Origin of the sequence: Streptococcus sp. HMSC066F01 (assembly GCF_001837335.1) — a bacterium.
Lineage (GTDB): Bacteria > Bacillota > Bacilli > Lactobacillales > Streptococcaceae > Streptococcus > Streptococcus oralis_S.
The window spans coordinates 73,273-85,318 of record NZ_KV832115.1 but is presented as its reverse complement, the minus strand read 5'-3'; the positions used below and the strand labels follow the sequence as shown (position 1 = coordinate 85,318).

Annotated in this window: 19 protein-coding genes; 2 read left to right on the top strand and 17 right to left on the bottom strand. The window is 33.7% G+C overall.

The window, feature by feature from the left end:
- Positions 1-271: 271 nt before the first annotated feature.
- From HMPREF2655_RS04105 to HMPREF2655_RS04025, 17 genes are all read right to left on the bottom strand, one after another.
- Complete coding sequence (locus tag HMPREF2655_RS04105; protein WP_070837738.1) at positions 272-484, bottom strand: hypothetical protein; 213 nt, start codon at positions 482-484, stop codon at positions 272-274.
- 354 nt (positions 485-838) lie between these two features.
- Positions 839-1,840, bottom strand: coding sequence for an Abi family protein (locus HMPREF2655_RS04095; protein WP_070837733.1), 1,002 nt, complete (start codon positions 1,838-1,840; stop codon positions 839-841).
- 102 nt (positions 1,841-1,942) lie between these two features.
- Positions 1,943-2,314 carry a hypothetical protein gene (locus HMPREF2655_RS04090; protein WP_070837729.1) on the bottom strand — a complete coding sequence of 124 codons (372 nt, stop codon included), beginning with the start codon at positions 2,312-2,314 and terminating at the stop codon, positions 1,943-1,945.
- Between the two features lie 163 nt (positions 2,315-2,477).
- Complete coding sequence (locus tag HMPREF2655_RS04085; protein ID WP_070837726.1) at positions 2,478-2,813, bottom strand: YjcQ family protein; 336 nt, start codon at positions 2,811-2,813, stop codon at positions 2,478-2,480.
- A 255-nt stretch (positions 2,814-3,068) separates the two neighbouring features.
- A complete protein-coding gene (locus HMPREF2655_RS04080; protein WP_070837723.1) occupies positions 3,069-3,479 on the bottom strand; it encodes a DUF722 domain-containing protein in 411 nt (136 codons plus the stop codon).
- Between the two features lie 377 nt (positions 3,480-3,856).
- A complete protein-coding gene (locus HMPREF2655_RS04075) occupies positions 3,857-4,405 on the bottom strand; it encodes a hypothetical protein (protein ID WP_049506188.1) in 549 nt (182 codons plus the stop codon).
- Between the two features lie 9 nt (positions 4,406-4,414).
- Positions 4,415-5,275 carry a phage major capsid protein gene (locus HMPREF2655_RS04070; RefSeq protein WP_070837720.1) on the bottom strand — a complete coding sequence of 287 codons (861 nt, stop codon included), beginning with the start codon at positions 5,273-5,275 and terminating at the stop codon, positions 4,415-4,417.
- 58 nt (positions 5,276-5,333) lie between these two features.
- Complete coding sequence (locus HMPREF2655_RS04065; protein WP_049506193.1) at positions 5,334-5,555, bottom strand: hypothetical protein; 222 nt, start codon at positions 5,553-5,555, stop codon at positions 5,334-5,336.
- 89 nt (positions 5,556-5,644) lie between these two features.
- Positions 5,645-5,806, bottom strand: a complete 162-nt coding sequence (locus HMPREF2655_RS10350) for a hypothetical protein (protein ID WP_162837499.1) — start codon at positions 5,804-5,806, stop codon at positions 5,645-5,647.
- Positions 5,803-6,648, bottom strand: coding sequence for an ATP-binding protein (locus tag HMPREF2655_RS04060; protein ID WP_070837718.1), 846 nt, complete (start codon positions 6,646-6,648; stop codon positions 5,803-5,805). The genes HMPREF2655_RS10350 and HMPREF2655_RS04060 overlap by 4 nt, the downstream gene beginning before the upstream one ends.
- An 11-nt stretch (positions 6,649-6,659) precedes the next feature.
- Positions 6,660-7,529 carry a conserved phage C-terminal domain-containing protein gene (locus HMPREF2655_RS04055; RefSeq protein WP_070837716.1) on the bottom strand — a complete coding sequence of 290 codons (870 nt, stop codon included), beginning with the start codon at positions 7,527-7,529 and terminating at the stop codon, positions 6,660-6,662.
- On the bottom strand, positions 7,516-7,797 hold the full coding sequence (locus HMPREF2655_RS04050; protein ID WP_070837713.1) for a transcriptional regulator: 282 nt from the start codon (positions 7,795-7,797) through the stop codon (positions 7,516-7,518). Before HMPREF2655_RS04050 ends, HMPREF2655_RS04055 begins: the two co-directional genes overlap by 14 nt.
- A 2-nt stretch (positions 7,798-7,799) precedes the next feature.
- The gene (locus HMPREF2655_RS04045; RefSeq protein ID WP_070837710.1) at positions 7,800-8,006 is read right to left on the bottom strand and encodes a hypothetical protein; all 207 of its coding nucleotides are present in this window, start codon (positions 8,004-8,006) and stop codon (positions 7,800-7,802) included.
- A 1-nt stretch (position 8,007) separates the two neighbouring features.
- Entirely contained in the window at positions 8,008-8,208 is a 201-nt protein-coding gene (locus HMPREF2655_RS04040) for a hypothetical protein (RefSeq protein WP_049490570.1), read from the bottom strand.
- A 336-nt stretch (positions 8,209-8,544) separates the two neighbouring features.
- Positions 8,545-8,805, bottom strand: coding sequence for a hypothetical protein (locus HMPREF2655_RS04035; RefSeq protein ID WP_070837708.1), 261 nt, complete (start codon positions 8,803-8,805; stop codon positions 8,545-8,547).
- Between the two features lie 11 nt (positions 8,806-8,816).
- Positions 8,817-9,419, bottom strand: a complete 603-nt coding sequence (locus HMPREF2655_RS04030) for a Rha family transcriptional regulator (RefSeq protein WP_070837705.1) — start codon at positions 9,417-9,419, stop codon at positions 8,817-8,819.
- Positions 9,420-9,658: 239 nt separating this feature from the next.
- Positions 9,659-9,859 (bottom strand): helix-turn-helix transcriptional regulator, encoded by a 201-nt coding sequence (locus HMPREF2655_RS04025; protein ID WP_070837703.1) that lies wholly within the window; start codon positions 9,857-9,859, stop codon positions 9,659-9,661.
- A 203-nt stretch (positions 9,860-10,062) separates the two neighbouring features.
- On the opposite strand from HMPREF2655_RS04025, the gene HMPREF2655_RS10425 reads away from it, so the two are divergent.
- Together HMPREF2655_RS10425 and HMPREF2655_RS04015 are read left to right on the top strand one after the other, a co-directional pair.
- Positions 10,063-10,662 (top strand): helix-turn-helix domain-containing protein, encoded by a 600-nt coding sequence (locus HMPREF2655_RS10425; protein WP_070837701.1) that lies wholly within the window; start codon positions 10,063-10,065, stop codon positions 10,660-10,662.
- 170 nt (positions 10,663-10,832) lie between these two features.
- Positions 10,833-11,999, top strand: a complete 1,167-nt coding sequence (locus HMPREF2655_RS04015) for a tyrosine-type recombinase/integrase (RefSeq protein WP_070837698.1) — start codon at positions 10,833-10,835, stop codon at positions 11,997-11,999.
- Positions 12,000-12,046 lie beyond the last annotated feature (47 nt).

Below are 12,046 nucleotides of genomic sequence, written 5' to 3'. Positions count from 1 at the left end.
TCTGTAAGATATTTCTTAAAATTAAAGCATTTTGTTGTATCGCTTTTTTAAATATCCAGCAAGTATCTTTATTACTTCTTAATGTTGGATAACAGGGTTTTTGGAGTTTTCGCTTTTCGTTTGAATGTTTTGGAGTTTCTTCCTTACTCCACAAATCACTGAACATAAAACTCTACTTTTTTAATGAGTTCAGCAGGCAAGAAGCTAGCACGTTTTAAAACGTGCTTTTTATGTTACTCTACGTAAGATTTTAACAACGAAACGTGCTATATCAATTTTTGTGTTTCAGCTTTTCAATATAAGCGAATGCCTCGCTTTCTGAAATTTCTTCAAAATCCGTGAAGTCATTGAAATAGATTTTATTAAACCAATCAATACTATCAATCCACTTTTTTTCGATATCAAAAACTTGCATAACACCACCAAATAAACGAAGTATTTGAGGATTATCCGTTGTTGTGTGATAATATCTGTTTTTTATCATATTACCTCACCACTACTATTTTTCAGCAATTTAATACTTACTTTTTTGTGCCTTTTTCATGTCTACATAATAGGAAACAATTATATCATATCTTCCACTGTTTTTCCATTTTATGCATTTGTGCCACATGAAGTACTAGATCACGATACTTCCAGGTTGGTACCAAATAATCTAGCAAGTCTTTATCCTCTACTTTAAAATCTAATAGGAGCAATAACTTAACTGTGTATTCATTCTTGAGTATTGGTACACTATAAGTCACGTTTACACTAAGATCAATATTTAAATTGTTCATTTTCTTCCTCTAACCTTATTATTCGTAAAAATAAAAAAGCAACTAATAAAATAGTCGCTTTAATTTTTAAATTTTAGATTATATACTATTGCTATTCTATCTAAGAAATCTTCTGGAATATTTAATGTTTCGTATAAATTCCCTCTAGGGGAATATTTTAAATTAGGGTTAAAATCTTTATTTCTAAACATTGTACCGAAATCATAAATATATTGGCGAAATACTAATGGATCATTTATCAAAACCGCAATTGATAATATTACCGCAAATAAATCTTTTTGCCCAATACCTTTGTGGTATTCTCTTTCAGTTAATACTCCCTCTGGGAACAATGATAGCAATATATCCTTAGTTAATTCACTAGTGACATTAGATAAAAATGTTCTATTCCCATGTGCAATATTGTTTCGGTATTCTTGTAAAAGAGATAACATAGAAACAAGCATCTCTTTTGCGCTTTCATCATCAATTGAAAAACTTACAAAAAATTGATTTGCTATGTATTCTTTTATATCATCCTGACAGATTTTATACCAATTAATTGCAGTCCCAAAATATATGCCGCTGGTTGCAACCCAAGGAGGGATTGTATCATGTCTCTCCCGATAATGCTGAATTGAAGCGCTGTTTTTGTTGTTTTCAATTTGATTTCTTATGTTTTGAATTTCAGATTTTCTATCTAAGCTTCCATTAGATCTATATTTTGTATAATCTAAATATGAATCAAATTCTGTAGTATACTTATGAGCAATCTTATAAGATAATTTCGTTTTTAATGATTTTTCAATGTATATAATATACTTAAACAATAAGTTATTCAATGCTTGATCCAGAAGGAAAATACTATGAATAGACGAGAATTGTACTTCTTCTTTAAATCTTTCTATTTGAAAATCTTCATCGAAATATACTCCAAAAATATCTTTATAACCATTTACTATTCCATAGTATGATATACTTTGAAGAACTTCCATTGCTAGCTTATCATTTTCAATAAGTATTCCCTTTCTTCTCATTCTATCTAACTGCTGGGAATATGTTATGCTGGGTTTATCAGTCACAAAAGAAAACCTCCTATCATAATGATAAGAGGTAGTTTCCTAGCCACATCCGTAGCCATTCAATTCACTCTTATCGTAACATTATTTTATCTCTGTGTCAAGTTAAAAATCTTCAATTCTTACTAGATCACCTTTTTTTACTTGGATATCTTTAGGGGCTAAGGGTTCAATTTCTTCTTCATCGACATTAATTAATAGCTTAGTTTTCCCACCTGATAAAAAGTCATTAACAGAGAATGGAGATGTCTCCTCAATATTTTGGGCAATTGAAAATTTTTGAAAAACTTCAGTGGTTATTAACTTAGCTTTAGTGAAATCATATCTCCCCAAACTATTGCCTTCCAAATCTTTTATTTCTGGACCAGGTTCAAAAACAATTATCTCGGTACCTTCTTTTATATCAGCAGTTTCATAACCTTTGTCAATCATAATTGTAAAATCATCAATTATGCGAATAACTCTTGCAAGTTCCATCTTAATTCTCCTTTTATATTTCTAATTTTTAAAAAAGATATAATTATTTCTCTTTTTCATTATATCTTTTTTAAATTTTTTCTTCAACAAAACTATCATTTAACATTATAATTTTTTGTTAATTTTCAGTTGATAATAAAAAGCACTTAGAATAATCTAAGTGCTACATTCCAGGTATCCAATCTTTTATTTCTTTCAAAATTTTATAAGCCTGTTTCATTTTAGAGTTGTCCTCCAAATATTCAATACCTTTAGTTGTAATTCTAACAAGAGACAAATTCTCAATATACACATTTCCAGACATGTCTCCAGTTACACAAGTACCTGTCAAAAATCCATCATCAAATAAATTACGATAGACATCCATTAAGTAAAGATAGGGGATTTCTAGAGCTGAAGCGTTTATTTCATTTTCATCGGCTGGCTCTCCATGCTTCATTTTCTGAAAATAATAACTAAGAATTTTATAAACAATTACCCAATAATCATTTTTTGCCATGAATACAGTCTCCTTTTTTTAAAAGTATAATCCTTTGTGCTCCACTTTATTATAGCTCTTTTACTATCTTCCTGCAATAAATCAAGTTTTATCTATTTCTCCTCTACCGTATGTATCTTACCCTTCAAAACTAATCATTTTTCTGGTAAATCGGCCAGTTTTTACCCCCTTTTTGTCTGAAGTGCTCCGACTTGGAAAAAGTTCCCTTCACCGGTACCCTACTGGGCAGAAAGATTTTTTAAAAGGTGGGGGGAGTCAATATCCTTTCAATTCCACAAATCTTTTAGCGATTACCTTTCTACGGCTATTTATATAACGAGTAGTTTTATTTAGTTTCTCTGCCACGTCTTCCCAAGTCGCACCAGCTTCTAAATATCTCATTTTAAAAATTACTAGATCACTTTCAATTAAGTTTTCCATCAAGGTATCTACAACTAGTTTGAAACCTTCTAAATATTTTAGCGTTTGGTCTTCTTCAATTCTAATGATTGTCGCTTCAGTAGGACTAGATACTGTCTTGCCTTTCCCACCAGTATAATCTTCAGTGCTATGTTTCTTATTATGTATCAGTTCCTGTCTTCTCAAATAAATTTTATTAGCAAGTGTTCTATATCGTCCTAACTCAATATCTATCCCGTCCAGGTCTCTGTTACTCAACTCGTACATAGGCAAGTACCTCCACTTAAATTTAAAAATTTTTTTATCTTTCAATTTGTCAAATTGTAAATTCTGTCAAACTGACAAAAAGCGCTAAAAGCCTTCCAACACTCCACTTACCAGGTATCATTGTTTTAAGTTTGACAACTCTTCAATATGACAAGTTCAAGGGAAATTTCTTTAATTTATCCCCTCAGTTTCTCATATCTTACATTCTGTGAAACTCACTCCATTCTGTAACCCCCTGATATACCTTGCTTTCAAGCTACTACTTCTTTTCAGTTTATGCTTACTTTGTTATGTGAAACTTAGTAAAGCATAAAAGTAGGACTAGCGATATTTTTTCTGTTTCATCCATATATCACTAGCCTTACTTAATTTGTTCCCTATTTTTCTAAATACTCTTTAATGTCCCGATATTCCTTAGAAAAATTCATCCACCCGCTAATATCAGGGTTTAAGAATGGTAAGACAGTAAGCGGACTTACTTCCGTTCGATATAGCAATAGAGAATGTTTCTGACTTATTTCTCTGACTACACCTGTATGGATTTCTTCCACATCCTTCTTTAGTTCTTGAATTTCATTATATGCGTCCAGAATTTGTCTAAGTTTCTTTCGGTATTGTTTATAGATCTTCTTAGTTTCCATCCGTTGCTTAGTTTCTTTAAAAATGTATTCAAAGATGACTGCCTTAGCTTCTGAAAAATCACTATTATATTTTTCCTGAAGAGAATTAATAACTTTTTCCATCTTTTCAAGCTGCTCTAAAGATTCTAAGTTATTTGACAAAAAAGAATCTATATTCTCAAATGAAACTGTTTGATTGCCTAACAGGCTTTTCCTTTTTTCGCTTAACTGTTCTCGTGCTGAATTAATCTTACTTTTTTTATCATCTAGATCATCCAGTGTTTCAAATACTTGATTAATATCCATTTCTTTCTCCTAGTTCCATTGAATAAAGTAACCACAATCTTCTTCAACTTTTTTTACATCAAATCGGGTATGTAAAATCAACCGTTTCCCAAAATAGCCATTCGCATTCACCCAACTAAGTGTATCTTTCTTGCGATCAAACAAAGTAACAAAGTTTTCTAGATCTCCGATAAAGCCTTTTTTCTCACCTTTATTCCCTAATGTTGTATCATCTACAATTAAAAAGTTATCTACAAAGAATGTTTCACTTGTTCCTGTCTCTTTATCAACTTTAAGAAGATAATTTCCTGAAGTATCTTTCATTTTTTCTAAGACACTAAATAGTGATTGACTAATAACCATAGATACATTGCGCTCTGGATTAATTAAAGAAACAATAGATTTCAAGTCATCCAGACTTGTAGCGGTCTGTACTTTCGCAGTTTGGAGAATTTTCCCAATCTCTCTATTTCGTGTTCTACGTTTTAATTTAATAATCTTCTTACCAAGAAAATCCGTTAAATTATATTGGCCATCATCTAATTGCTCCTGTGAAAAATCAAGTTTTCCACTGAATAATTTAACTAAGTAATCAACGCTGATAGTTTTCTTTTTATCTGCTTCTGTTCTCTCAACCGAATTTTCGCTAACTTCTTGTAATGAATCAGATTCAAAGTCAGTTACTTCATACTTCCCACCACGGGTACGAGTCTCAATAACATTTACTAGATCAACCAGTTCTTTACGTTGATGTTCATCTTCGTAACTATCAAGGATTGGTTTTTCAATGAGTACATGATTATTTTCTACATTCATCCCTCTAGTGTTATAACCTGTACTTCGGATATAAGCTTCTAGATTTTCTTTTTGTTTAGCTAAGTTAATTGTCATTTTTTTGCTCCTTTATCTTTTAATATCTGATTTTTGTTTATAATTTTTTCTAAAATTCTTAGCTCTTAGCTTTTCTTTTATGACTCTCCGAGCCTTTAGAATCATTTTTTCTAGATTTTGGTTTGTCTTGTTTGTTAGCATATTTTTCTAGTATTTCTTTTTTCCGTTTTTCCAAATTTTCATCATCTTTTTTGCACTTTGCAAATATTTGTTGTCTTTTCTTTGGATCCATAGAAAATTTATTGGCTACTACATACCCTAAAGAAGTATCTCCTGACATTGCTCTCACCCCCTTTCTATGCAAACAAAAAGGGACATACCACTAGCATTATATGCTTACGGTATGTCCCTGAGTTGTTCTCAATAGACTTATTTTTTAGTTTCTTTTTTGACTAGATGGGTAAATTTCCCATCTGAGTAGAATAAAGTAATTTCTCCAAAACTTGGAACTTTTTCTATTTCTATTATACCACATTTTTCGTAGACAACAAAGCCTTTTTCTGTTGCAAATCGCATTTTATCATCATTCATTGATATTCTCCCCTCACTGTATTTATAGTGTATCTCTTATCTTTGATCGTGAAAGCTTTGAAAGTGTTCCCTTCTAAACCTTTCAAAATTCTACTTGAATTTCTAGCATTGTATACCGTCCGCAGTTCGCTACTGTCTAAGTTCGTGTTGAAAATCGTAGTTTCTCGATTATTGATAATATCAAACAAGAAATCCTGTTCCCAGTCACTCTTAGGTGTTACCGTCCCATTTTTTGCCCCCAGGTCATCGATGATTAGAAAATCTACATCAACTAACTTTTTAACCGCCTCATACTCTGTTAAGTTTGCATTTCTTCCATATGCCCATCCTTCTTTTATCTGCTTGATAATCTCGGTTAGGCTGACAAACAAAACACTCTTTGGCTCGTTTTTCTCCCTGAAGCTCTCATTGATTTCTTTAGCTAGTGCAAGCGATAAATGACTTTTTCCTATTCCTGTACTACCACTAATTAAAGTATTTCCCGTCATACCTGCCAGGTACTTCTGGGCTTGCCCCTTTACAAACTCCAACATCTGGCGCTCCTCTGTCGTCTTAACAAGGAAATTATCAAACGTCGCTCCCTTCAACTCGTTAGGAATCGTACTATCACGCATTAAGACATCATAAGTTTTAAAGTAAGCCTGTTTATCCTCAAACTGCTGTAACAAGTCTTGCTCTTTTTGTTTAATCTCTCCCTTCACACACTCCGGGCAAAAAGCTTGTACTTTTCTTTCTGAACTCCCTAAAACCGGTACAGAAATTTCCCAATAATTTACCTGGTGAATATCGCAAACCGTATCCAATATTTTTCTGTTATTAAATTCTTTAAATTGTTCCTTCATCTTTGCAACTCCTAAAATGGTAGGTCTGGGAAGTTATCTTCAAACTTCCCTTTTATGGTTTTAGGCTTTTGATTCAAATAACCGTCAAACTTAGTTCCGAAAAGTGTTTCTGGTCTCAGATATTTAGAAAATTCAGGGCTATCCTTCCATTCTGCCGTTTTAATATCTATCACCTGTTTAAAATCTTCAAGTGTATAGCCTTCTTTGAATCGTGCTATTATCGGCTTCAAATTTTTGTCCAAATATTTATAATTTTTCCCTACTGTATGATTCAGATAAGCTAGAGGGATTCTTATTAAATACTTCTCAGGATGTCCTTTAGTTATTTCCTCGATCATTCTCGGAGTTAACCAATTTGGGAAAGTAAAGTCCGGTTTACCTGACAATATATATTCTTTATATAACTCTTTATCTTTATCTGACTCTTTATCTATCTCTATCTCTATCTCTGTTGGACATGAGTTGGAAATAGTCTTTTTATTTTGGACATTCTCCAATTTTGGTATATCTTGACTATTTTTTCTTTGGTCTCGCTTATATTTCGCCCAGTTTGTTTCACTCTCAACCATGGCTTTTGCTTGCGATAATGTAGCATGGCCATCATCGTCTATCTGAATTAGTCCGCATTTTGTAAAATACGCAACTGTCATATTTATATCATCTTCAGAAACATCCAGTTTTAAAGCTAATTCCTGTACCAAACTATCAAAATATCCTTCATAGTACAAAATACAATCATCTTCTAAACTTTCCAACATAAGGCGGATATAAATCACTGTCATAGTGTAGCCACCAGGCATATTTTTAAGTCGCTTAATAAAAAGGTTATCAAAAAACTTCTTATCAACTTTTAACCAAAAATATATTTTAGTCTTTGCCATCATCTACCCCCAGGAACTTCAAAATATCCGTAACTTTGTAATAGACTTTTCTAGTATCTTCTAGTGGTGGTTGGTAACGTCTTAGTCCTGCACCTTCCCACTTTTGCAAAGTTTTGTATTTTATATCTAACTCGTCCATAGCTTCTTGTGCTGATATTAAACCAGTTAGTCGTGGTTTAGGTTGTTCTCGAACTGCTAGATAGTTTTCTATAACCGTGCTTATTCTATTAGTCAAATCATGTTCGCTTTCTTTACTCAAACTAAACATACTTAGCCCCCTTTACTGACCATTCCAAGCTGAATATATCGCCCATAATCAGGGCTTAAATCCTCGCTAGTTGTTTCAATCGTCTGTGTACTTTCTCGCTCGATTTGAGCGCTTTTTTTGCGGTCTCGGTGATTTAGATAAAGCAGTAAGCCAATCAGTACCACCGTAAAGATTACCGATTGTATATTGGTCAAATCTAATTCATTCATGCTATGCCCTCGCTTTGTAATTCTTGATATAATTTACTTGATAGCTTCGCTCCATCTTTAGAAAGTCGTACACCTCTTCTGGAGTTACTTTATCATCTAAAAAGTCAATGATGAACTGAAAGAGGTTCGGATTTCTATCCTTGATTTCAGTAATTCGGTTGTCAAATTCTGATTGTGTCATGTTATCTAGATCTAGAGTCATATTTTTCTCCATTAGCCTTTCCTTGTCCTTTTTCTTGCCTGTTTTCTATATGGTATGCTTCACCACTCCAAACGCTGGGCGATTGCCCCAAGTTGGCGAACGCTTGTAGCAGTGTTTCGTGAGTAATTACCCATCTTTCAGCTAAACAAGGTCTTAGAATCACCCTGTCAGCGCTTGATTTCAAAACCTTTTCTAATTGCTTGCCTGCTCTTCGGTTTTTCTTTAGATATTTGATAGAATAGATATTTTTTGCTATAATCAGAGCATAGAAAAAATTTCTATATCCTTAATCTTGTCGCTTGCTCTCCTCGACCAAAATTTGAGCAAGTGATTTTTTTATTTTCTTTTTGCATGATTACTACCCGACTGTGGTTTATAAAGCAAGTCTTTACTTTCGATAAGATCCAGAATCCAGCTGAACCCCTGCTCCACCGTTTCAAGAAATGCGCCCAGGTCTTCACTGTCCAAGTTCTCGTAGTTCATACAAAGATATTCGGCTAGTTGTCTGTCTTTCTCAACTAGCTTTTTAAAATCCTTGGAATACTTGGGAATTTCTAACCCTTTGGCATTTGTAACTGTCTTAAAATCATTTTCCATTTTCTATACTCCTATACTTTAAAAATTAGTTCTTTAATTTCTGAATACCCTCTATTCAAGTTAATCATAGCTATTGCCATATCTTCCAAACGTTGGTAGTTTGTCAGTTCTTCGCTTGTCAAGCCATCAATACCGTTCCTACTTTCTCGTTCCTTCATGAGTTGCGCTTTATTCTTCCCTGTCACTCCCTTTAGTAGTAAGTTTGTAAGGGTACTATAGGCATGCTTAGGTGCTTTCTCCCATGTTTGAATAGCTTCAGTTAAGCTTTTACGCTTTGGCTTTTCCAGTTCTCTCTGTAATTGTCGCTTGGAAAGTTCGTCACGCATTTCAAAGAATGCTTTGACTAGGTTGGTTTTGAAGTTGGCCACTTGCTCAGTATTTTTTAAGAATGTAACTAACAAGGTCGCTTGTTGCTCATTCAAAATATAATCCTTAGTATTCTGGCCACTTTCCATAGCTTGGATTTTAAATCCAACCTTCCCGAACCGTTCAAACCTTGCTTGATGTTTGCGGATTGTCTTGGTTATTGTGTGATGTTGCAATCCAGTACATTCTGCTACGATACTGCTCAGTGTATACGGCTCTTTTCTACCGTCCATGTAAACCAGTTCCATTGGTTAGCTCCTTTCTTGTTTTTGTCAATGCTTGCCACCTAAAACAGTACCAAGGTAAAGCATTAAAGTAGGGTAAAATCGGAGAAAATGCACCCCTACAAACCCTTGATACTGCCATAGGTAGCAAGCAAATCACTCTAGCAAATATCTAGCTAGGGCCGTTTATCAATCCCCGGTGGTAAAGCACCACCTAAGAAATCTGTAAATGTAGACTAGTATTGCGATTGGTTCGCTCCTTTCTAGCTATAAAATAGTTCATCTATGGTTATATCTGGCTTGATTTCTGCAACCATTGACTTAATTGCTAGACGTTCTTTGTCATTGAATGGCGTTTTCCCTAATTCTTTGTTATTATATGACTGCAAAGAAATATCTAACTTGTCTGCCATCTGTTGTTGAGTCAGTCCCAACATAACCCGATAACCTCGTAGTTTGCTCATAGGTTTCCTCCTTTCTAAAAATCCCCCTCCATGAATAGATTGAAAGTATGAAAGGTTGGAGAGAACGGACTTTTTTGTCCCTTACAATTTTTATGATAGCAGACAATTTTGTCTGTGTCAAGCGTTTTTTTAAATTTTTTGCAGACTTTTTTGTCTTTTTTGAAAATAAGTGTTATAATTATTAATGAAAGGTATTATGATTAATGAATAGATTGAAAGAATTAAGACAAGAAAAAAAGCTATCTCAAAAAGAAATAGCTGATCTCCTAGAAGTAAGTGAAAAAACTATATCCCGATGGGAAAATGGTGAAAACGCAATAAAATCAGACAAAGCCCAGCAACTTGCCGATTACTTTAAGGTCGGCGTTGGATATCTTTTGGGAGATGATGAAAGAAGAACAACCTACCTATCATCTACTATAGAGAAATATAGTGATAACATGGAATCTCCCGTAGACTTCGCAGGATATGGTTTATTAGCGCTAACTCGTGGTGAAAAAGTAAGAGATACTGTGATTGAAAATCTTAGAGAAATCACTGATTATTATGGTCATAAAAGGTTTTCCAAGGAAGAGTTTAAAAATTGGAATCAAGAGAAAAAAGATTTCATGCTCAAGGAAATGCAAAACTATGCTGATACTAGTATCGGAAGATTTCTAGCAGGGCTAATGACATTTCCTGATAAGACTAAAATTACTATTATCGACTTCTTGTCCCTAGACAAGAGAGATAGAGAAGCAATTAGTACAATAATTTCCTCATTAGCTGATAATCCTGTTCTTCATAAAGATTATGAGGACTAACATAAAACCACTAGTCACTATATAAGCCCCATAATCGCTTTATTTTCTTACCTGGTACATTTTACCGTTCGTCCTCTTAAAATCGAAAATAGAGGGGTTCTCGTAGCTCCTAGCATAGTATAAACTCAAAACCTTTTCTAATTGCTTGCCTGCTGATGGAAAGGAATACTATGCAAATAAAACAAATCACAAAAAAAGACGGTTCAATAGTATATCGTGCTAATGTCTATCTTGGTGTTGATAAAGTCACTGGAAAAGATGTAAAAACAAGCATAACAGGGAGAACAAAAAAAGAAGTTAAGCAAAAGACAAAAGAAGCTGAAATTGCTTTTTTACAAAATGGATCTACTAGATTCCAGGCTTCAAATATTACTACTTACAAGGAATTAGCTTCCTTATGGTGGGAAAGTTACAAGCATACAGTAAAACCTAACACACAATTAAACGTTAGAAGACTGCTAGATAACCATATCTTACCTTTATTTGGCTCTTATAAGTTGGATAAACTAACTACTCCACTTATTCAAAACGTAGTCAATAAACTTGCTGACAAAACCAATAAAGGGGAAGAAGGCGCTTTTTTATACTACGATAGCTTACACGCTTTAAATAAGCGTATTTTACAGTATGGTGTAGTTATGCAAGCCATACCATTTAATCCTGCTCGTGAGGTAATATTACCTCGCAACACACAAAAAGCAAAGCGAGAAAAAGTAAAGCACTTTGATAATGATGAATTAAAAAGCTTTCTTAAATACTTAGATACTCTGGATGTAAGTAGGTATCGCTATTATTATGAGATAACACTTTATAAGTTTCTACTTGCTACTGGTTGTCGTATCAATGAAGCTTTAGCCTTGTCCTGGTCTGATATTGACCTAGATAATGCAGTTGTGCATATCACAAAGACTTTAAACTATAAACAAGAAATCAATAGTCCAAAATCAAAAACAAGTCTAAGGGATATAGATATAGATCAAGCTACTGTTAGTATGCTGAAGCAGTACAAACATAGACAAGTACAAGAAGCTTGGCAACTTGGGCGCTCTGAAACTGTAGTCTTTTCTGACTTCATAAATGAGTACCCCAATAATCGAACTCTACAAACCAGGTTAAGAACTCACTTTAAACGTGCTGACGTACCTAACATTGGTTTTCATGGTTTTCGCCATACTCACGCTAGTCTCTTGCTTAACTCTGGAATACCTTACAAGGAACTTCAGCACCGTCTAGGACATTCCCAATTATCTATGACCATGGATATATACAGTCATCTCTCAAAAGAGAACGCAAAAAAAGCAGTCTCATTCTATGAAACTGCGCTAAAAAGTTTATAACTGAACAAATAACTGAACAAACCCAGAAATCAACGTTTTAAGACAAA

What these genes read in the sequence shown, in the direction of transcription:
- HMPREF2655_RS04050 (WP_070837713.1), bottom strand. Translation starts at nt 7,797, where the DNA reads ATGTTTAGTTTGAGTAAAGAAAGCGAACATGATTTGACTAATAGAATA.
- HMPREF2655_RS04085 (WP_070837726.1), bottom strand. Translation starts at nt 2,813, where the DNA reads ATGGCAAAAAATGATTATTGGGTAATTGTTTATAAAATTCTTAGTTAT.
- HMPREF2655_RS04055 (WP_070837716.1), bottom strand. Translation starts at nt 7,529, where the DNA reads ATGGCAAAGACTAAAATATATTTTTGGTTAAAAGTTGATAAGAAGTTT.
- HMPREF2655_RS04015 (WP_070837698.1), top strand. Translation starts at nt 10,833, where the DNA reads ATGCAAATAAAACAAATCACAAAAAAAGACGGTTCAATAGTATATCGT.
- HMPREF2655_RS04040 (WP_049490570.1), bottom strand. Translation starts at nt 8,208, where the DNA reads ATGACTCTAGATCTAGATAACATGACACAATCAGAATTTGACAACCGA.
- HMPREF2655_RS04065 (WP_049506193.1), bottom strand. Translation starts at nt 5,555, where the DNA reads ATGTCAGGAGATACTTCTTTAGGGTATGTAGTAGCCAATAAATTTTCT.
- HMPREF2655_RS04075 (WP_049506188.1), bottom strand. Translation starts at nt 4,405, where the DNA reads ATGGATATTAATCAAGTATTTGAAACACTGGATGATCTAGATGATAAA.
- HMPREF2655_RS04045 (WP_070837710.1), bottom strand. Translation starts at nt 8,006, where the DNA reads ATGAATGAATTAGATTTGACCAATATACAATCGGTAATCTTTACGGTG.
- HMPREF2655_RS04090 (WP_070837729.1), bottom strand. Translation starts at nt 2,314, where the DNA reads ATGGAACTTGCAAGAGTTATTCGCATAATTGATGATTTTACAATTATG.
- HMPREF2655_RS04070 (WP_070837720.1), bottom strand. Translation starts at nt 5,275, where the DNA reads ATGACAATTAACTTAGCTAAACAAAAAGAAAATCTAGAAGCTTATATC.
- HMPREF2655_RS04030 (WP_070837705.1), bottom strand. Translation starts at nt 9,419, where the DNA reads ATGGAACTGGTTTACATGGACGGTAGAAAAGAGCCGTATACACTGAGC.
- HMPREF2655_RS04025 (WP_070837703.1), bottom strand. Translation starts at nt 9,859, where the DNA reads ATGAGCAAACTACGAGGTTATCGGGTTATGTTGGGACTGACTCAACAA.
- HMPREF2655_RS04105 (WP_070837738.1), bottom strand. Translation starts at nt 484, where the DNA reads ATGATAAAAAACAGATATTATCACACAACAACGGATAATCCTCAAATA.
- HMPREF2655_RS10425 (WP_070837701.1), top strand. Translation starts at nt 10,063, where the DNA reads ATGAATAGATTGAAAGAATTAAGACAAGAAAAAAAGCTATCTCAAAAA.
- HMPREF2655_RS04060 (WP_070837718.1), bottom strand. Translation starts at nt 6,648, where the DNA reads ATGAAGGAACAATTTAAAGAATTTAATAACAGAAAAATATTGGATACG.
- HMPREF2655_RS04035 (WP_070837708.1), bottom strand. Translation starts at nt 8,805, where the DNA reads ATGGAAAATGATTTTAAGACAGTTACAAATGCCAAAGGGTTAGAAATT.
- HMPREF2655_RS10350 (WP_162837499.1), bottom strand. Translation starts at nt 5,806, where the DNA reads ATGAATGATGATAAAATGCGATTTGCAACAGAAAAAGGCTTTGTTGTC.
- HMPREF2655_RS04080 (WP_070837723.1), bottom strand. Translation starts at nt 3,479, where the DNA reads ATGTACGAGTTGAGTAACAGAGACCTGGACGGGATAGATATTGAGTTA.